The organism is Breoghania sp. (assembly GCF_963674635.1).
GTDB lineage: Bacteria > Pseudomonadota > Alphaproteobacteria > Rhizobiales > Stappiaceae > Breoghania.
In genome coordinates this window covers 4,349,395-4,368,991 of the sequence record NZ_OY771475.1, presented here as the reverse complement: position 1 = coordinate 4,368,991, position 19,597 = coordinate 4,349,395, and the positions used below count along the sequence as shown (strand labels likewise).

The 19,597-nt window shown below is 63.5% G+C and carries 17 protein-coding genes; 9 read left to right on the top strand and 8 right to left on the bottom strand.

The genetic code is table 11. From position 1 onward, the window contains the following. Window positions 1-94: 94 nt before the first annotated feature. The 4 genes from ABGM93_RS18895 to ABGM93_RS18880 are packed head-to-tail and all read right to left on the bottom strand — an operon-like array spanning window position 95 to window position 2,915. Window positions 95-1,336, bottom strand: coding sequence for a CCA tRNA nucleotidyltransferase (locus ABGM93_RS18895; protein WP_321502109.1), 1,242 nt, complete (start codon window positions 1,334-1,336; stop codon window positions 95-97). A 4-nt stretch (window positions 1,337-1,340) separates the two neighbouring features. After that, window positions 1,341-1,601 (bottom strand): DUF6111 family protein, encoded by a 261-nt coding sequence (locus ABGM93_RS18890; protein ID WP_319775412.1) that lies wholly within the window; start codon window positions 1,599-1,601, stop codon window positions 1,341-1,343. 4 nt (window positions 1,602-1,605) lie between these two features. Then, window positions 1,606-2,298 (bottom strand): CoA pyrophosphatase, encoded by a 693-nt coding sequence (locus ABGM93_RS18885; protein ID WP_321502108.1) that lies wholly within the window; start codon window positions 2,296-2,298, stop codon window positions 1,606-1,608. Beyond that, entirely contained in the window at window positions 2,295-2,915 is a 621-nt protein-coding gene (locus tag ABGM93_RS18880; protein WP_321502106.1) for a DUF1285 domain-containing protein, read from the bottom strand. The genes ABGM93_RS18885 and ABGM93_RS18880 overlap by 4 nt, the downstream gene beginning before the upstream one ends. Window positions 2,916-3,285: 370 nt before the next feature. Here ABGM93_RS18880 and ABGM93_RS18875 point away from each other — a divergent pair, with 370 nt between their 5' ends. From ABGM93_RS18875 to ABGM93_RS18860, 4 genes are all read left to right on the top strand, one after another. Beyond that, window positions 3,286-4,284: a MoxR family ATPase gene (locus tag ABGM93_RS18875; RefSeq protein ID WP_321502104.1), complete on the top strand. Its 999-nt coding sequence runs from the start codon at window positions 3,286-3,288 to the stop codon at window positions 4,282-4,284. Window positions 4,285-4,378: 94 nt separating this feature from the next. Further along, window positions 4,379-5,320: a DUF58 domain-containing protein gene (locus tag ABGM93_RS18870; RefSeq protein WP_319775407.1), complete on the top strand. Its 942-nt coding sequence runs from the start codon at window positions 4,379-4,381 to the stop codon at window positions 5,318-5,320. Beyond that, on the top strand, window positions 5,320-8,157 hold the full coding sequence (locus ABGM93_RS18865) for a DUF4159 domain-containing protein (RefSeq protein ID WP_321502101.1): 2,838 nt from the start codon (window positions 5,320-5,322) through the stop codon (window positions 8,155-8,157). Before ABGM93_RS18870 ends, ABGM93_RS18865 begins: the two co-directional genes overlap by 1 nt. An 18-nt stretch (window positions 8,158-8,175) precedes the next feature. After that, window positions 8,176-10,257 (top strand): hypothetical protein, encoded by a 2,082-nt coding sequence (locus ABGM93_RS18860; RefSeq protein ID WP_321502099.1) that lies wholly within the window; start codon window positions 8,176-8,178, stop codon window positions 10,255-10,257. A 26-nt stretch (window positions 10,258-10,283) separates the two neighbouring features. Here ABGM93_RS18860 and ABGM93_RS18855 read toward each other — a convergent pair whose 3' ends face one another. Further along, window positions 10,284-10,835 (bottom strand): N-acetyltransferase, encoded by a 552-nt coding sequence (locus tag ABGM93_RS18855; protein ID WP_321502098.1) that lies wholly within the window; start codon window positions 10,833-10,835, stop codon window positions 10,284-10,286. A gap of 548 nt (window positions 10,836-11,383) precedes the next feature. On the opposite strand from ABGM93_RS18855, the gene ABGM93_RS18850 reads away from it, so the two are divergent. After that, window positions 11,384-12,355: a glutathione S-transferase family protein gene (locus ABGM93_RS18850; protein ID WP_321502096.1), complete on the top strand. Its 972-nt coding sequence runs from the start codon at window positions 11,384-11,386 to the stop codon at window positions 12,353-12,355. Between the two features lie 6 nt (window positions 12,356-12,361). Here the strand turns inward: ABGM93_RS18850 and ABGM93_RS18845 are convergent, their stop codons facing one another. After that, complete coding sequence (locus tag ABGM93_RS18845) at window positions 12,362-12,844, bottom strand: NUDIX domain-containing protein (RefSeq protein ID WP_321502094.1); 483 nt, start codon at window positions 12,842-12,844, stop codon at window positions 12,362-12,364. Window positions 12,845-13,396: 552 nt separating this feature from the next. On the opposite strand from ABGM93_RS18845, the gene ABGM93_RS18840 reads away from it, so the two are divergent. Continuing rightward, window positions 13,397-14,311, top strand: coding sequence for a metallophosphoesterase (locus ABGM93_RS18840; protein WP_321502093.1), 915 nt, complete (start codon window positions 13,397-13,399; stop codon window positions 14,309-14,311). 45 nt (window positions 14,312-14,356) lie between these two features. Here the strand turns inward: ABGM93_RS18840 and ABGM93_RS18835 are convergent, their stop codons facing one another. Further along, window positions 14,357-14,974: a hypothetical protein gene (locus tag ABGM93_RS18835; RefSeq protein WP_321502091.1), complete on the bottom strand. Its 618-nt coding sequence runs from the start codon at window positions 14,972-14,974 to the stop codon at window positions 14,357-14,359. Window positions 14,975-15,173: 199 nt separating this feature from the next. Here ABGM93_RS18835 and ABGM93_RS18830 point away from each other — a divergent pair, with 199 nt between their 5' ends. The 3 genes from ABGM93_RS18830 (at window position 15,174) to ABGM93_RS18820 (ending at window position 17,314) form a co-directional block, all read left to right on the top strand. Continuing rightward, the gene (locus ABGM93_RS18830; RefSeq protein ID WP_321502089.1) at window positions 15,174-15,653 is read left to right on the top strand and encodes a YbaK/EbsC family protein; all 480 of its coding nucleotides are present in this window, start codon (window positions 15,174-15,176) and stop codon (window positions 15,651-15,653) included. A gap of 86 nt (window positions 15,654-15,739) precedes the next feature. After that, window positions 15,740-16,864, top strand: coding sequence for an S-methyl-5-thioribose-1-phosphate isomerase (mtnA, locus tag ABGM93_RS18825; RefSeq protein ID WP_321502087.1), 1,125 nt, complete (start codon window positions 15,740-15,742; stop codon window positions 16,862-16,864). Window positions 16,865-17,014: 150 nt separating this feature from the next. Continuing rightward, window positions 17,015-17,314, top strand: a complete 300-nt coding sequence (locus tag ABGM93_RS18820) for a hypothetical protein (protein ID WP_321502085.1) — start codon at window positions 17,015-17,017, stop codon at window positions 17,312-17,314. Window positions 17,315-17,411: 97 nt separating this feature from the next. On the opposite strand, the gene flhA is transcribed toward ABGM93_RS18820, so the two are convergent. Then, complete coding sequence (gene flhA, locus ABGM93_RS18815) at window positions 17,412-19,565, bottom strand: flagellar biosynthesis protein FlhA (protein WP_321502083.1); 2,154 nt, start codon at window positions 19,563-19,565, stop codon at window positions 17,412-17,414. Window positions 19,566-19,597: the final 32 nt, after the last annotated feature.

The window sequence follows — 19,597 nt, the reverse complement described above, 5'->3', positions numbered from 1 at the left end:
AACGACTCGGAAACGTCATCCTGAGGAGGCTCGAAGGGCCGTCTCGAAGGATGGGCTCCCAGCCCTGACTGACTTTCATCCCCCCGCGCTCAAATCAGCGGGGGGAGCCCGGCTCGACACCGATCCCGTCAAGCAATTCCGTCCGGCTCAATGTGAAGCCGGACGCGATCCAGCGCGCCTCGATCGCGCGCAATTGCTCGCCCACCTGTGGCCCGGGCTTCATGCCTAACGCCAGAAGATCGCGTCCCGCCACGGGAAAAACCGGCATATCCGCATTGCGCAACGTGATGACGAGCCTGCGCCAACCTTGTTCTTCCGGCCCCGCCTCATCCCGGCACCAGGCGAGAAGTGCCGCGTCGATCGCCGTGTGATGACCGAGCCGATAGAGTTTTTCGCGTACCGCCAGATCATCGAGCACGGCCGAAAAGCCATGGCTTGCGGCCAACGCATCGGCCATACGTTTTTCCTGCGCATTGGAAAGCCGCAGGCGGTCGCTGAGCCGTTCCACGTCCTCCTCCACGAAACAGGTCAGCGCCGCCAGTCTCAGCACGGCATCGCGGGCTTCGGGCGCGAATTCGGTCAGATGATCGAGATGGGCGAAATCCTCAAGCCGCATCACGCCGCCCGCCACGATTTCGATGATCCCGGTCTCCGCCATCGCCTCCACGGTTTCCACCGCGTGGGGCGCGGGCAGGATTTTCAGCATCTCATGGCCAATGCGCTCGGCGGAAAGCTTGCGCAAACCGTCACGCGCCGCGATGACCGCCGACAATCCGGCCTCATCAATGGCGCCGGAACCGTAATGGGCATGGAAACGGAAGAACCGCAGGATGCGCAGGTAATCCTCGGCAATGCGCGCGCCCGGATCGCCGATGAAACGCACACGCCGGGCAAGACAATCCGCATGTCCCACCCCGGTCGGATCGTGGATGGCGCCGTCGGGATCCACATAGAGCGCGTTCATGGTGAAATCGCGCCGCGCGGCATCCGCCGCCCAGTCGCGCGAAAAGCGCACCACGGCATGACGCCCGAAGGTCTCGACATCCTCGCGCAGCGTTGTCACCTCGTAAGGGATTCCATCGCTGACGACCGTGATCGTGCCGTGATCGATGCCCGTGGGAATGGCTTTGAGCCCGGCGGCCCTGGCGCGCGCGGCGACAGTGACCGGCTCTGCGGTGGTCGCGATATCGATATCGCCGACAGGTTCGCCCAGAAGCGCGTTGCGCACGGCACCGCCCACGACCCGCGCCGCGTCTCCTTCAACAGCGATGGCATCAAAAACCGCGCGAACGCTTGAATTCACGAGCCATGGCGCATCGGAAAGCCGGACGGACAACACCCTATTCCAGCTTGCCGGGGACGAGCTGGCCGTCCTTGAACTGCATGGGGGTGTAGTTCGCATCGGCGTTCTTGTCATCGAAGGAAGCCAGCATCACGAGGCTGGCGATCACGACAAGGCCGCCAGCCATGCTCAGCCACAGCAAGGGCGCATCGCGCCAGTTTTCCGCCGAGGCCGAGCGGCGGACCACCGCCAGCCAGATGGCATAGGCGATGAAGGGCAACAGGAATAGCAAAGCGTGAACGACAATGATCCTGATCATGACTTCAGGCGTATATCGTATCGTACAGGCTGCGCAAGATCCCGGCTGTCACACCCCAGATATAATGACGCTCATAGGGCATCGCATAGAAGTGGCGACGCGCGCCCTTCCACTGGCGCGACAGCTTGAGGTGGTTGCCGGGCGACATCAGAAATTCCAGCGGCACTTCGAAGATATCCGCCACCTCTCCGGGCTCCGGGCGCAGGCTGAAACCTTCGCGGACATAGGCGAGCACCGGAGTGATTCGGTATCCCGACCCGGTGAGATAGGGCCCAAGGTTGCCGATCGGCTCCACGAATTCGGAACCGAGCCCAATCTCTTCCTCCGCTTCGCGAAGCGCGGCGTGGGTGGCATCGCGGTCGCCTTCGTCGATCTTGCCGCCGGGAAAGGCGATCTGGCCCGCATGGCTCGCCAGATGATCGGTGCGCCGGGTCAGGATAACGCTGGCCTGCGGCCCGCGATCCACCACCGGAATGAGCACCGCCGCATCGCGCAGCTTCACCCCGGAGGGATCGGGAAAGATCGACGGGTTGAGAACATGATCGCCGGCTTCCCTGAGGCAGGCCCCTTGCGAAAGGCATCCCGTCCCACCCGTCGGCATTGCCGCGTTCAAACGCGTCAGGACGCGATCGCGAAATGCCCCGGCGCTGAAGGGGGCCTCAACCAGCTTCGCGGTGTCGAGTGCATCCAGCTTCATCTGTCCGCATCGTCTCCTGTTGCGCCGAATTCCGTTTCAGGATCATCCATGGCGAAGAAACAACCGCCGCTCCAAATGCCAAAGCGGGTCTCGCCGGTCTCGTCCGGCCACTCCACGGCCAGCTCCGCCATCTCGTAAAGCAGCGGTCGGGCGAGCTTTGCCTCAAGCCGGCCCCGCACATGAATATAGGGCTTCAAGCCGTCCGTGTCCGCCTCCAACGCGAAACGGATGGGATGCTCCTCCCCCGCGACCACCACATCACCAACATTGGTGCGAAAGGTCAGCGTCTGCGCGCGGCCCTTCCCCTCCGCGTGCATTTCCACCGCAATGAAGGGAGCATCTTCCACGGTGATGCCGATCTTTTCCACGGGCGTCACGAGATAGAAACCGCCATCGGCATCGTGGCGCAGAACCGTGGAGAAGAGCCGCACCAGAGCCTCGCGGTTGATCGGCGTTCCCATATAATGCCAGGAACCATCGGCGGCGATGCGCATGTCGATGGCGCCGCAATAGTCCGGCTCCCACCGTTCCACCGGCGGAAGTCCGCGCCCGGACGGGGCCGCGCGTCGGATGAGTTCCTGAAGCCCCGTCGGGGTCACATCAAAGTGATCCGGCATGTCGTCCTCCCCAACCTGCTCTTTTCGCGCATGGGATTTCGCAAAATCCTACGCACTCAAGCGTATTCCTCCGCCATGTTTCTGTCAGTATTGGCCCATCAAATCCAGTGGAGGGACGTAAAAATGACCATCTCAAACAAAGGGAAGTGGTGCGTGAGGGCTATGATTGCGTAAACTGTTCGAACGCACCGACGGGTGCGGAAACAATTTGAGACATTTCACAGAGATCCCGTTTTCTTTCGTCCCATGCCTTCCCAGCTGATCGGGCGGAATATCGGGCTCGATCTGGCAAAAGCGATCGATACGCCGATTGGTCGCCTGACCCGTTTTCTCGCCGCGCCGACCCGCGGCATCACTGCCGGAGAAACGAATGAGCGCCATCATGACCGCCGAATCCGACGCAATCGTCGCTGAAGCCGAAGCCGCTGTTGAAAAACTGGCAGCTGCGCGAGAGGAAATCGGGCGGGTGATTTTCGGCCAGCAACCGGTCGTGGACAACTCGCTCGTGACAATTCTCGCTGGCGGCCACGGACTGCTTGTCGGGGTTCCCGGCCTCGCCAAGACCAAGCTCGTGGAAACGCTGGGCACGGTTATCGGTCTCGATGCCAACCGCATCCAGTTCACCCCCGATCTGATGCCCTCCGACATTCTGGGCGCGGAAGTGCTGGAACAGGCCGCCGATGGCAGCCGCTCCTTCCGCTTCATTCCCGGCCCTGTCTTCGCCCAGCTCCTGATGGCGGACGAAATCAACCGCGCCAGCCCGCGCACACAATCCGCGCTGCTTCAGGCCATGCAGGAATATCACGTCACCGTGGCGGGTTCGTCCCACCCGGTGCCGCGCCCCTTCCATGTGCTCGCCACCCAGAACCCGCTGGAACAGGAAGGGACCTATCCCCTTCCCGAAGCCCAGCTCGATCGCTTCCTGATGCAGATCGACGTCTTCTATCCCGATCTCGATGCGGAACGCCGGATCCTGCTGGAGACGACGAGCGCCAAAGAGGCGACCGCCACGGCGATCCTGTCGGCGGCGGAACTCGCCTCCTTCCAGAATCTCGTGCGCCGCATTCCGGTCGGCGATTCCGTCGTGGAAGCAATCCTGAAACTGGTTCGTTCCGCCCGTCCCGGGGACGAGAATTCACCGCAGACCCGCCTCATCGCCTGGGGTCCCGGTCCGCGCGCCTCCCAAGCCCTGATGTTGACGGTGCGCGCCCGCGCCCTTCTGCAAGGCCGCCTCTCGCCTTCGCTCGATGATGTCATGGCGCTGGCCGAACCTGTCCTGCAACACCGCATGGCGCTGACCTTCGCGGCGCGCGCCGACGGCCACACGATCCGAAACGTCATCGGGGAACTGAAGGCCAAGCTCGACTGACCCTGCTTGCTCCCGTTCCACACAGGACGGTGCATTAACACCCCGGCGCAACGGCGTATTCAGCGCAAGCGGCCGGGCCCGACACGGACCAGAAATGCAGCCACGACCCGAGCAGAGATCGACATCCGAAGAAACCTGGCCGAATGTCGTCGGCGAGGCGCGCACGGTGGCGGAGGCGCTGCCCGATCTGCTTGTGGAAGCACGCCATATCGCCAACACGGTGGCAGCCGGTTGGCATGGCCGCCGCCGGGCGGGCCCCGGCGAAACCTTCTGGCAATTCCGCCCCTTCAATCTGGGCGAACCCGTCAAGCGCATCGACTGGCGTCGTTCGGCGCGCGACGATCATCTCTTCGTCCGGGAACGGGAATGGGAGGCCGCTCATACCGTCTGGCTCTGGTCGGATCTCACCACCTCCATGACCTTCCGCTCCCGCCTTGCCGGCGCAACCAAACGCGACCGGGCGCTGGTGTTGCTGCTTGGCCTGTCGGAACTGTTGGCACGGGGAGGCGAGCGCATCGGCCTGACGGGGCTGACGCGGCCAACCTCCAACCGAAATGCAGCGGAGCGGATCGCCGCGACGCTCGCCCATGCCTCGCAGCCGATCTCCTTGCCGGACACGCATGGCATCGGCCGTTTTTCGGAAGTGGTGCTGATCGGAGACTTGCTGGATCCGATCGAGGAAATCGCCGATTGGGTTCGGCGCGTTGCCGCGACCGGCGCCCGTGGGCACCTCGTCCAGATCATGGATCCGGTGGAAGAGACCTTCCCCTTCGCGGGTCGCACCGAATTCCGCGACCCGGAAACCGGCCTCAGGCTCACCGCTGGCCGCGCCGAAACCTGGCGCGAGATCTACCAAAAGCGTTTGGCGCAGCACCGCCTGGAAATCAATGAACTGACCCGCAAGGCGGGCTGGACCTTCCTCATCCATCATACCGACAGGCCCGCAAGCGAGCCCCTTCTCTCGCTGCATGGCCGCCTGGCCGACAGCGCCGAAGGCGTACCGCGCGGCGCTGCTGCGGCAATGGGAGGCGCATGATGTTCGGCCTGCCACTCGCCTTCACCGCACCATTCGTGCTTGCCGCGCTTGTGGCCCTGCCTGCCATCTGGTGGCTGCTGCGGTTTACACCGCCGCGCCCGAAGGAAGTCGCCTTCCCGCCGACACGCCTGCTTCTCGACGTGGAAAAACAGGAGGAGACCCCGTCTCGCAGCCCCTGGTGGCTGACGCTGCTGCGCCTGCTCATGGCGGCTGCGCTCATCATCGCGCTTGCCGGCCCGATCTGGCGCCCCCTCGCGGAAGCGACCCGCGGCGACGGCCCGCTCTGGCTGCTTGTCGACAATGGCTGGACGGCCGCCCCCGACTGGGAGGCCCATCTCATCACCGCCGAACGCCTGATCGATCAGGCGGAGGAAGACGGCAGGCCGGTCCTGCTTGCAGCCACGGCCGATGGACCGGGACAACAGGTGCTCCCGACAAGCGCCGCAGAAGCGCGCGAGCGACTGCGCGCGCTGGAGCCGCGTTCATGGGCAGCGACCCCGGATGAGTTGCAACCCGCCTTGCGCCAGGCCGCCAACGAAACGCCGCCGGGCTCGATCACATGGCTGCAGGATGGGCTTGGCGGCGACGCCGTAAACCGATTTGCCGAAGGCCTGAGCCAGTTCGCCGACACGCCAGCGACCCTCTACATGCCGGACGCCCTGCCGCTCGGGCTGAAGGACGCACGCAACGATGCCGACGCCCTGACCGCGACCGTAATCCGCGAAGGCGCTGGGAATGCGCGCAACGTCACTGTGCAGGCGCTGGACCTCAAGGGCCTCGTGATCGCAGAGGCGACCGCCTCCCTTGGCGCGGGCGATCCACAAGCGGATGTGCGCTTTGAGCTTCCGGTGGAACTGCGCAACGAGATCGCCCGATTGCAGATTTCCGGTCAGGACACGGCGGGAAGCGTCCAACTCATCGACGAACGCTGGCGGCGGCGCACCGTCGGGCTGATTTCCGGCGAAGCGCCAGCGCGCGCGCAACCCCTGCTGGCTCCCCTCTATTATCTGCGCCGGGCGCTGACGCCCTTTGCGGACCTGCGCGAGCCGAGAACCCTCGACCTCACAACAGCCGTGCCGGACCTGATCGAACAGAACATTTCCGTGCTGCTGATGGCCGATATCGGCAACGTGCCGCCGGAGACATCGGACGCGCTGCGCCGCTGGGTAGGGGCCGGTGGGGTTCTGGTGCGTTTCGCCGGGCCGCACATGGCTGCACGCAGCGACGACCTGATCCCCGTGGACCTTCGAAGCGGCGGCCGCGCCCTGGGCGGAAGCCTCTCGTGGGAACAGCCGCAACCGCTTGGCAGCTTTTCCGAAAACGGCCCCTTCGCGGGCCTGCCCGTACCCGATGACGTCGCCGTCACCCGGCAGGTTCTGGCCGAACCCGATGCAACCCTGCCCGACAAGACATGGGCGAGCCTTGCCGACGGCACACCGCTCGTCACCGCCATGGCGCTGGATCGCGGCTGGATCGTGCTCTTCCACGTGACCGGCGACACGAGCTGGTCCAACCTCCCCCTGTCGGGCACCTTCGTGGAGATGCTGAGGCGCATCCTGTCATTCTCCGTCGCCACGGCTTCCACGCCCGCGCAAGGCGAAACGGCGGACAAGGCGACATTGGCGCCGATGCGGTTGCTCGATGGACATGGCCGCTTTTCAAGCCCCACCATCACCGCCAAGCCGGTTGCCGTGGCCGATATCGACAAGACCGAGCCCGGCCGCGAGCATCCCCCGGGCCTCTATGGTGCCGACGATGCGTTCCGGGCGCTCAATCTCCTCAAGCCCGATGCGGGCCTCGTTCCCTTTGACCCTGATCGTCTGGGCGCTGGCGTCACGGTTGAAAGCTACAACCGAGCCGGGCCTCTCGATTTGCGCGCAGGCCTCTTTGTAATCGTCTTCCTGCTGCTGGTCGCCGATGCTCTTGCGGTTCTCGTTCTGGGCGGCGGCTGGCGGCTGTTGCAACGACCGACAGGCATGACCGCAGCACTTCTGGCGGGCCTACTCGTAGCCGGGTTGCCAACCGACAGCCATGCCCAGTCGCAGGCGAGCACCGCACCGCGCGAGCGCACCGTGCGGGACGAGCAATGGGCGCTGGAGGCAACCCTGAAAACCCGGCTTGCCTATGTGATCACCGGAAACCCGGCAATCGACGAGACGAGCCGGGCCGGCCTTCTCGGCCTTTCCTACTATCTCGGTTCGCGCACGGCATTGGAGCCCGGCGAGCCCATGGGCGTGCAGGTGGAAACGGACGAGCTGTCGTTTTTCCCGCTTCTCTACTGGCCCATCGACGAGGCCTCTCCGACCCCGGATGAGCAGACCATGGCGCGCATCGATGCCTATATGCGCAGCGGCGGCTCCATCCTGTTCGATACCCGAGACCAGATGGGCGGAAATGCGGCGACAGGTGGCTATGGCGCATCGCCTGCCACCTTAAAGCTGCGCGAGATGCTCTCAAGCCTCGATATCCCGACCCTTGAACCGGTGCCCTCCGATCACGTTCTCACGAAGGCCTTCTATCTTCTGGAGACGTTTCCGGGGCGCTGGAACAGCGGCGATCTGTGGGTGGAGGCCTCTCCAGATGCCGAGACCATGTCCGATCGCCCGGTACGCGGTGGTGACGGGGTCTCTCCCATCCTGATCACGTCGAACGACTTTGCCGGCGCCTGGGCGATTGATGAAACCGGCTCACCGCTCTATCCGACCGTTCCGCCCGACATGACACAGCGTGAGCTCGCGTTCCGCTCGGGCGTCAATATCGTGATGTACACCCTCACCGGCAATTACAAGGCGGATCAGGTCCATGTTCCCGCCCTGCTTGAACGCCTCGGACAATAGGAGGGCGACGCTAAAATCATGACCTGGAGCATCGATTTCGCGCCCCTCGTGCCGCTCTGGCTGATCATCGCGATGACGCTCATCGCGGTGGTCATCGTCGGGCTGTCGCTTTGGCGCGGTCAACGCGGCGCGCTGGTGCGGGCAGCGGCCTTCGCGGCCCTCGTCATCGCGCTTACCAACCCGGCAATCCAGCGTGAGGACCGCGAGCCCCTGACCTCCGTCGTTGCCCTCGTCGCCGACCGTAGCCAGAGCCAGGATCTCGACGGACGCAAGCAAACGACCGACGAAACCGTCGCCACACTCGCTGAACGCATCCGCGACCTGCCGAATGTGGAGCTGCGGATCGTCAATGCGGGACGGAAGCGCAACAGCCTTCAAAATGACGGAACCACGCTCTTCGACGCGCTGGATCAGGAACTCTCGGACGTCCCGCCGGATCGCATTGCGGGCACGATCATGGTCACGGACGGGCAGGTTCACGACATTCCCGAACAGGCCGACAAGCTCGGCTTCAATGCGCCGCTCCATGTTCTGGTGACCGGCCATGCACAAGAGCGCGACCGCCGGATCGTGATCGACCGCGCCCCGCGCTTTGGCCTTGTCGGCAAGGAACAGCAGGTGCGGCTGCGGGTAGAGCAGGCAGGCGAAGGCATCGACACCGCGCCCGTGCGCCTGACGATCCGCCGCGACGGCGAGGATGTCGGCATCATCAGCCTGCCACCGGGCGCGACCGTGGACATTCCGGTGGTAATCGCCCATGGCGGCAAGAACATCTTCGAGTTCGAGGCGGAGACGCTGGAGGGCGAACTCACCACGCTCAACAACCGCGCGGTGATCACGATAGACGGTGTGCGCGAGAACCTGCGCGTGCTGCTCGTATCCGGCGAGCCCCATGCGGGCGAACGCACATGGCGCAACCTGCTGAAATCGGACGCCTCGGTCGATCTCGTCCACTTCACCATCCTGCGCCCGCCGGAAAAACAGGACGGTACGCCAATCAGCCAGCTATCGCTGATCGCCTTCCCGACGCGCGAGCTGTTCTCCGTCAAGATCGACGAGTTCGACCTCATCATCTTTGATCGCTACAAGCGCCGCCGCGTGCTGCCGATCCTCTATTTCGACAACATCGCCCGCTATGTGCGCGACGGTGGGGCCCTGCTTGTGGCGACCGGTCCGGACTATGCGGAGGCCGGTAGCCTCTACAACACGCCGCTGGCCAACGTCATGCCCGCCGAACCGTCCGGCGACATCATCGAAGAAGCCTTTCTGCCGCGCATCTCAAGCCTGGGCGCGCGACATCCGGTGACCCGAGGCCTTCCCGGAAGCCGCAGCGCGGTCCCCGACTGGAGCCACTGGTTCCGCCTTGTCGACACCTATGACCACCACGGCGAGGTCGTCATGAACGGCCCAAGGGACAAGCCGTTGCTGATCCTTGACCGGCAGGAAAAGGGTCGCGTCGCGCTTCTGCTTTCCGATCACGTGTGGCTGTGGGCACGCGGCTATGAGGGCGGCGGCCCCCATGTGCAGCTTCTGCGCAGGCTGGCCCATTGGCTGATGAAGGAGCCCGATCTTGAGGAAGAGGCCCTGCGCGCTTCCAGCCGCGGCCACGAATTGACCGTGGAGCGCCAGACGCTGGCCGACACCGTGGATCCGGTCACCATTACCACGCCCACCGGCGAGACGCAGACCCTGCCTCTCACCGAGACCGAGCCCGGCCTTTGGCGCGCTACGCTTCACACCGATGATATCGGTCTCTATTCGGTGAGCGACGGGAAACGCACGGCGCTCGCCAATATCGGCCCGGCGAACCCGCGCGAATTCGCCAACGTCCTTTCCTCAACCGCGCCGCTGACCCCGCTGGCCAATGCCACGCAAGGCAGCGTACGAAGGCTTGAGGGACGCGCAGACACACCCATCATCCCGCGCGTCGTCGCTCTCAACCGGGCGTCGTCCTATTCGGGAAATGGCTGGTTGGGTCTGAAAATGAGCGAGGCAAGCGTACTGAAGGGCATCGACCGGATACCGCTCTTCATCGGCTTCCTCGGCCTTGCCATTCTGTTGGGCCTTCTGTCGGCCACCTGGTATCGCGAGGGGCGCTGAGCCCCACGCACCCTTTGATACAAGGCCTAGATCGAGGCGGGCGCCACCGCTTGCGCGATGCTCTTGGGCGCCACCGGGGCGCCACCATGCACCATGCCGCTGACACCGTTCAACGCATCCGCGTGAAGCTCCGCGATGAGCAGCCGCGCCGGATCGACCGGACCGGGCAACGTGATCCGCCCCTGCGGCACGCGGACGAAGCCGGACGGGCCATAGTAGGAAAGATCGCCCACCAACAGCACCAGCCCCTCTCCCAGCCTTGCGGCTTCCTCCATCGACTGCTGCATCAGCTTCCGCCCGATGCCGAGCCCCTTGTAGGAGGAGATCACCGCCAGAGGCCCCAGAAGCTGGGCCGGAGCGCCGCCGATGTGAATGGGGGTCAGGCGCACGGAGCCCAGAAGCTCACCCTCACCGCTCACGGCGACGAAGCTCAGACGCGGATCTTGCGGCACCCCCTCGCGGATGCGAAACGCGGTGCGCGCGAACCGACCGGGCCCGAAGGCCACGGCGTGAAGAGCTTCGATGGCATCATCGTCGGACGGGCACTCGTGCCGGATGCTGTAGGAGAGCGTGGACATTTCAAGATCCTGCAAGAAGGTACATTCAAGCAGTCCGGCCTGTCATGCCGAGGCCCCTTCTTCAGGTCCCGGCACAGGGTCATGGTGTGGAATGTCGATAAGACAAACAGGCAGCGGACAAGACAATAGCGGTCGATGCGCTCAGGGGCGCGGTATCAGACCTATCGTCGTCGCAGCTGGGTCGCCATGGATGCCTGTCTCAAGATGTCTTGGCGCGCGGATTGTCTCCCGCGCCGATATTGATGGGAAAGGCGATATCACGCCGTCACGGTGGCGTCCAGTCGGATGTCATGGCGCGCTCCCTCATCCCTCGCAAATCGGCAAGCGCCGGGCTTCCCCTCCCCTGCCCCCACCTCTCGTCTGCCCAGATCGCCTCCGACAAAGCCAACGGTGAACGATGCGTCAACCGCCGCCACGGTGCGTCCAAGCGGTGCTAGTTTCCGTCCAACACGAAACTTGTTGCCGGAACCCGCGGCCACCTGGGCGGTTGATATTCATAAGGACCGCTGCGCCGCCGAGGCAGAAACAGATTTGGAAAGGACCTTTTCATGGGACTTCTGGTTGACGGAAAATGGCAGGACCGCTGGTATGACACCAGCAAGAGCGGCGGAAAGTTCGAGCGCGAGTCCTCTCAATTCAGAAACTGGATCACCGCCGACGGCGCGCCCGGCCCCAGTGGGGAGGGCGGTTTTGAGGCGGAGGCCGGACGGTATCACCTCTATGTTTCCTATGCCTGCCCCTGGGCACATCGCACGCTTATCTTCCGCAAGCTGAAAAAGCTTGAGGACATGATTTCGGTGTCCGTCGTCGAGCCGCTAATGCTGGAGGAAGGCTGGACCTTCGCCGAGCCCGAGCCGGTCCATGGCGCCACAAAGGCCTATGAGATCTATCTCGCGGCGGATGCGGACTACACTGGACGCGTGACCGTCCCGATCCTGTGGGACAAGAAGCGCGGCACCATCGTCAGCAATGAAAGCGCGGAAATCATCCGCATGTTCAACAGCGCCTTTGACGGCATTGGTGCGGCGAAGGGCGATTTCTACCCCGAGGCGCTGCGCAGCGAGATCGAGGAGATCAATGCCACCGTCTATGACACGGTGAACAACGGCGTCTACAAGGCGGGGTTCGCGACCACGCAGGACGCCTATTCCAAGGCGTTCACCGAACTCTTCGACAGCCTCGACATGCTGGAAGACCGCCTCACACACAACCGCTATCTCGTGGGCGACACGCTGACGGAGGCCGATTGGCGCCTCTTCACCACGCTGGTGCGCTTCGATGCGGTCTATGTCGGTCACTTCAAGTGCAACCTGCGCCGCATCGCCGACTATCCGCACCTGTCCAACTATCTGCGCGAGCTCTATCAGGTGCCGGGCGTGGCGCAGACGGTCCATATGGACCACATCAAGCAGCACTATTACGGCAGCCACAAAACCATCAATCCCTCAGGGATCGTGCCGGAGGGACCGGATCTGGACTTCCTGCGCCCCCATGACAGGACCCGGCTGGCGGCAGCCTGACCGCCGCTACCAGATATCGCTCTGCTGCTCGCCGACGGCGATTTCATCAAGCCGTCGGCGCGTCGCCGCCGTCACGTCTTGCGGCAGATCGTCAGGCGCGAAAAAGCCCGCCTCCGCGATTTCCTTGCTCCGAACACACGGGGCGCAGGTTTCAGCCCATTCACGAATTACATACAGCGCCACGTGATTTCGGCGCGAGAATTTCCTGTTCAGATAAAGCCCGAAGAGCCGAGGTACGCCGGTTGCCTCGATATTGCCCTCCTCACGCAGCTCTCTGGCGACCGCGACTTGCGCGCTCTCACCCGGATCCACGCCGCCGCCCGGCAGATACCAGCCCGGCAGATAGGTGTGACGCACCAGAAAGACACTGCCCTCCTCATCAAAGACAGCGGCCCGAACGCCCACCGTCATGGGTCTGAGAACGAGCGTACCAAGCGCAATCATCCGCTGCGTCAACGGTTTAAGAAGGCGAACAATCGACGTGCTCATTTCGTGACCACAGCCTTTTCTCTGGGCGTTCTACTTAATCAGTAAAACAAATTCCGGCACCACAGGAAGATTAACGGTTCCTTTCATGCAGCAGACGCATGCCGGACGCGCGCTTACTGCACTTCCAACAGCTGCGCGCCGATGCCATCTAAGCACCGCAAAGCAAGTGGGCCCAAGAGCGGGGCCGCGCCGAAAGCCCCCCGAAACCGGAAGGCGCGCCCTGCCAGCCCGCAAGAAACCAACCAGTGCCTGCAACCCCGAGACCCGAGTAAATCTCATGTTCGCCTCGCTCTATGCCGTCGTCCGCCGCCGTCGCTTCCACTGGAAGCCTGCGCTTTCCAATGATCATGGCCGGCATTCGACTGTCCTGACCACCTTCCCGTTTAACTGATCGCTTCTTTACGCGTATCCCCTCCATGCGCAAGCCGCCTTTGCGGACCAGTCCTGCCTGGCCCGCATTGCTGAAATGAAGTGCGCATGACGCATTTTATTGCCACCTTCGGAACCGGCACACCTTGACGCCGCTGACATGGCAAGGATGATGGCGGCGTCATGTTCAAACTCGCCCATCTTTCAGACCCCCATCTGGGCCCCCTGCCCAGCCCCACCTTGCGCGAGCTCGCCTCCAAGCGAGCCCTCGGCTACATGAACTGGCAGCGCAATCGCGCCTCCAAGTTCACCACCGCGCATCTGGATGGTCTCGTCGCAGACATCAAGGATCAGGCCCCCGATCACATCGCGCTGACGGGCGACCTGGTGAATATCGCCATTGACGCGGAACTTGAGCCGGCCCGCCGCTGGCTTGATGCTCTGGGCTCGCCGCAGGATGTCTCCGTCGTGCCCGGCAACCATGATGCCTATGTTCCCGGCGCGCTGCGCAAGGCCAGCGAGATCTGGGCGCCCTACATGCGTGGGGACGGCAATACCGGCGCGGTCAGCTATCCTTATGTCCGCCGCCGTGGCGATGTCGCGTTGATCGGGGTTTCAAGTGCGCGCGCCTCCGCCCCGTTCATGGCGACAGGCCATGTCAGCTCCGGCCAGGCGGATCGTCTCGCCGCCTGCCTTGAGGCTTGCGGCCGTCAGGGGCTTTTCCGTGTCGTGATGATCCACCACCCGCCCGTGCGTGGTGCCACCCATTGGCACAAGCGCCTCGTGGCGGGGTCCCGCGTGCGCAAGGCTGTTCAGGCGAGCGGCGCGGAACTCGTGCTCCACGGCCACACCCACATCAATAGCCTGCACTGGCTGAAGGGCCGCGACGGACCGGTCCCGGTCGTCTGTGTTCCCGCAGCCTCCAATGCTCCCGGGGCTGGCAAGCCGGGTGCGCGCTTCAACATCTTCGAGATCGAGCGCGCGGACGAAGGCTGGCACTGCCACTGGCGGGAGCGCGGCTATGTGAAACCAGGCGAAGGGGTCGTGGAAATCAGCGCGCAGGACCTGACCAGTGATCTGGCCGAGGCGGCCCAATAGGCCCCGATATTAGTAGAGCGATGACGCGGGTCCGGAACCCCTGCCTCAATCGAGTGGATTGAAGAACCAGGCGTACCCGATCAGTCCGCCAATACCGATGGCAAGCCCGATCAGAAACGTGCCGATGGTCGAGGCGAGCCCCGGCCTGGCGCTTTTGGTTTCGCTGACCGTCCCTGCCTTGCGACGCTCCTCCGCCTCCACAAGCGCCTTGTCGGCATCCGCGCGCAGGCGCTTCAAGAGCCAGTCGGATTCAAGCGCCCGCTCGCGGTCGATCATGCGCTCGGCGACATATTCCGTAACGCAATCGGCCATGGCGGCAACGGAATCGGTTTCCAACAAGACTGTCCGCCCGAGGCGCGTGTCCTTGGCGAAACGATAGGTGCGCCGGTCGCGCGCCATCACGACGTGGCTCGTGACATCCACCCAGAGCCGCGGCGGGTTGCCAGGAACCACCTGAAGCATGAACTGCTCGTCATTCTCGGGAATTTCGCGGGAAACACCCTCCAGCTCCTCGGCGAGGATATCAAGCCGGGCCTTCTCGGTTTCCTGCAGATCAATGATGACGTCGGTACGCTCGGCTTCGGCCAGCCGGACCTTGCGCATTGCCTCGCGCAGGCTGCGTACCTTGCTATGCGGCACAACATTATCCGCCCGTTCGCTCATTGCCGTCACTTCCCCGGGTTAAGACCGCCGACGATCTTCTCGATCTGTCGCTGCGGAACCTTCCACGTCTTCGCGTTCGAATATATTAATACGTCATTAAGTAACACGGCGAGAGATTCGTTTCAGCTTCATGGCAGACCCGGCAAGGGTCTTCCCCGACTAATGTCCCCAATATGGTAAACAAGCGTGAGGAAACCGTATGACTATATTACCGTCCGCCGCGGAAGTCGTTAGAAACACAGCACATTCTGCCGGTCTGCCGATTCACATCGTGGAAGTTCCCGGCACCGCGCGTACCGCTGAGGAAGCTGCGGAATCCGTCGGGACCACGGTCGGACAAATTGTCAAATCGCTCGTTTTTCGCGGCAAGGACAGCGGCAAGCCCTACCTGCTGCTGGTCTCCGGTGACAATCGGGTCCACGAAAAAGGGGTCGCGCGGGATCTGGGTGAGTCGCTTGAGCGCCCCGACGCGGATTACGTGCGTTCCGTCACCGGCTTCGCCATTGGCGGCATCCCTCCCTTTGGCCACACCGAGGCGATGGAGATCTACATGGATGAGGATCTCGTGACCAAGGGAGAGATCTGGGCGGCCGCAGGCACACCGCGCTGTGTCTTTCAAACCAGCGCGGAAGATCTTCTGCGGGTGACCGGGGCAAAGGTCATCAAGGTGACCAAGTAGAGCTGACGTATCCGCTTCTGCGGCTTGGCAACGCGTGGGCGCAAGCCCCACAAGGCCGAGCCTGAGGCCACCGGAGGAGAAACGGAATGCAGGTCGATGGAAAGCCTTACCGCACCATATGGCTGAATGAGGATGGTCGCTCGGTCGACATCATCGATCAAACGCGTTTCCCGCATGTCTTTTCCGTCATCACCTTGAAAACGATGAAATCGGCAGCCGTCGCCATCCGCACCATGCAGGTGCGCGGCGCGCCTTTGATCGGGGCGACAGCGGCCTATGGCATGGCGCTCCAGATGGCTGCCGACGACAGCGACGCCGGGCTCACACACGCCTATGACACACTCATGGCCACACGCCCCACAGCCGTGAACCTGCGCTGGGCGCTTGACGAGATGCAGGCTCTGCTCGCGCCCTTGCCGCGCAGCGCGCGGTGTGCGCGTGCCTATGCCCGGGCGGCCCAGATCTGCGACGAGGACGTGGAGATCTGCGCCGCGATCGGACGCAACGGACTGGAAATCGTGCGCGAGATTGCGCGCAGCAAGGGCCCCGGCCAGACGGTCAACATTCTCACCCATTGCAACGCGGGCTGGCTCGCCACGGTCGATTGGGGCACCGCGACCGCTCCGATCTACATGGCCCATGATGAAGGCATCCCCGTTCACGTTTGGGTGGATGAAACGCGACCGCGCAATCAGGGCGCAGCGCTTACCGCTTGGGAGCTTGGCCGCCACGGCGTGCCGCATACCGTCATCCCCGACAATTCGGGCGGCCACCTGATGCAGCACGGCGAGGTGGACATGGTGATCGTCGGCACCGACCGCACCACCGCCTCCGGCGATGTCTGCAACAAGATCGGCACCTATCTGAAGGCACTCGCCGCCAAGGACAACAGTGTGCCGTTCTATGTTGCCCTCCCTTCTCCCACCATCGACTTCACGCTCGATGACGGCCTTCGCGACATTCCCATCGAACAGAGATCGGGAGAGGAAGTCTCGCGCATGACCGGCATGACCGGGGACGGACGCATCGAGACGGTGACGATCGTGGCGCAAGGTTCAGCCGTCGCAAACCATGCCTTCGACGTGACCCCGGCCCGGCTCGTGAGCGGGCTCATCACCGAGCGTGGCGTGGTTGCCGCCAACAAGCAGGCCATCGCTGCCATGTTCCCGGAGCGCGTTGCGGAAGCCGCAAGCCTCGCGGTTGCCGGATAGCCCGCATGGGCGCGTGGCTGTGTGTCCAAGATCTTAACCAACACTTAAGGCGCGATCTGTGATACTGAATGCCATGTATCATTCGACACGCGTGCATTCGCGGCACGCGCGGTCAATCCAGACGCATCAAACGCGATCGGGAACCAGGTCATGGTTGGCGCAGTCGGCGGCTATCAGAAGCGTTATTCGCTCACGAGCGTGAAGAAATTTTCCTTCGCGAACAACAACGCGACTTGGAAGGCCCGTCGCGCGGCCTCCAACGAGAAGTTCTTCGCCCAGCAGCAAGCCACCACCAGCCTGTTCTCCACCAGCTCCAACTTCTTTGCCGGGCAGGTCAACCTGACCACCCAGCTCGTTCAGACCCGCATGCAGAACGAGATGAACGAAAAGCTCGCGGAGCGACAGGAAAAGATGGAAAAGGCCTATGCCGGCCTCGACATGATCGTCTGATCCAGGCCTTAGGCCTGGCAGCGCGCAACCTGCCGATAACGCGCGGCAGCCCGAAAACGGTTCCTCACCATTCCCGTTTCGCTCAAGAGGCGACGTGCTAGACCGTTCCGATGGTCTTCAGCTTGGCGCGCGCGTGAATCTCGCTCTGGCTCATGACCGTTGTGTGCGCGCGGAACCGTTCCACAATGGAGCGCACGAAGGGGCGCGCGCTGGCCGAGGTGAGCAGCACCGGCGCCTCGCCAATGAGCGCCGCCTTCTCGAAGGCATCGCGCACCTGGGCGACGAATTCCTGCAACTTGCTCGGTGGCATGGCCAGATGCCGGTCGTCGCCATCGCCGATGATGGATTCCGCGAAGGCCTGCTCCCATTGGGGCGACAGGCTGATAAGCGGCAGATAGCCGGTCGGCGACTGGTTGGCGGAACAGATCTGCCGGGCAAGCCGGACACGAACATGTTCGGTGATCGTCTGCGGGTTGCGGGTAAAGCCCACTGCCTCCGCGATGCCTTCCAGGATCGTGGAGAGGTCGCGCACGGAAACGCGTTCCGCCAGCAACATCTGCAGCACGCGCTGGATACCGGAAATGGTGATCTGGGCGGGGACGATGTCCTCCACCAGCTTCGCCTGGCCCTCGGGCAGTTCGCCCAGGAGTTTCTGCACATCCGCATAGGAGAGCAGTTCGGAAACGTTGGCGCGCAGGATCTCGGTGAGATGCGTGGACATGACGGTAGCCGGATCGACGACCGTGTACCCCTTGAGCGTCGCATCCTCGCGCAAGGACGGATCGACCCATGTCGCAGGCAGACCGAAGGTCGGCTCGATGGTATGGGTGCCCGGCAGCTTCACCTGCTTGCCCTGCGGATCCATGACCATGAACTGGTTGGCGTAGATCTCGCCCTTTCCGGCCTCCACTTCCTTGACCTTGATGACATACTGGTTTGCCGCAAGCTGCACATTGTCGAGGATGCGCACCGGCGGCATGAGCACGCCGAGATCGAACGCGAGCTGGCGGCGCAGCGCCTTGATCTGTTCGGTCAGCTGGTCGCCGGTCGCGCTGTCTGAGTTGATGAGCGGCAACAGCGCATACCCAAGCTCGATGCGCAGATCGTCCATCTTCAGCGCATCCGTGATCGGGGGCTCCGGAGCGGGCGCGGGCTTGGCCGCCTCCACTTCCGCGGCCACCTTTTCCATTTCCTGAGCCTGCTGTTTCTTGTTGCCTTGGGTCGCGAGATATCCCGCAAGGCCGCCCAGCGCTAGGAACGGGATCATCGGCATGCCTGGCAGCAGCGACATGATCACCATGACGCCGGAAGACATGCCGAGCGCTTTGGGATAGCCGGAAAGCTGGGACATCAGCGCCTTGTCGGCCGCGCCCTTGACACCCGCCTTGGAGACCAGAAGGCCGGCGGCCGTCGACACGATAAGTGCCGGGATCTGCGAAACGAGGCCATCGCCCACCGTCAGCAGCGTGTAGGAGCGCCCGGCATCGGCAAACGACATGTCATTCTGGATGACACCGATGACGATGCCGCCGATCACGTTGATGAACGTGATCAGCAGGCCCGCAATGGCGTCGCCGCGCACGAATTTCGAGGCACCGTCCATGGCGCCGAAGAAGGACGATTCATCCTCCAGCACCTGACGGCGCTCGCGCGCCTGCGTCTCGTCGATGAGACCAGCGGAAAGGTCGGCGTCGATCGCCATCTGCTTGCCAGGCATCGCGTCAAGAGTGAAGCGCGCGGCCACCTCGGCAATACGGCCGGAACCCTTGGTGATGACGACGAAGTTCACGATCACCAGAATGCCGAAAACGATCATTCCGATGACGAAATTGCCGCCCATCACGAAGTTGCCGAAGGCCTCGATGACGTTGCCCGCCGCATCCGGCCCCTCGTGCCCGCCGGCCAGGATGAGCCGGGTGGAGGCAAGGTTCAGCGCCAGCCGCAACATGGTCGCGATCAGCAGGACGGTCGGGAATGAGGAGAATTCCAGCGGCGTCTGAATGAACAGGGCCGTCATCAGGATCAGCACCGAAAGCGTGATCGACAGCGCAAGAAAGAGGTCCAGCAGCACCGGCGGCATGGGCAGGATGAGCACCACGAGGATGGTCATCACCGCAATCGCCAGCGCAAGATCCGGCCGCTTCAGCAGGTTCAACGCGGAGGAAAGCCCGAAACCGCCTCCACCGCCTGCTGGCGGCGCGCCTGGGCTTTCGACCACCGAATTTCCGGCAACACTGGGAACGTCGCTCATCAAAAGGCCTCGATCAGGTGCGCGTCGGCGCA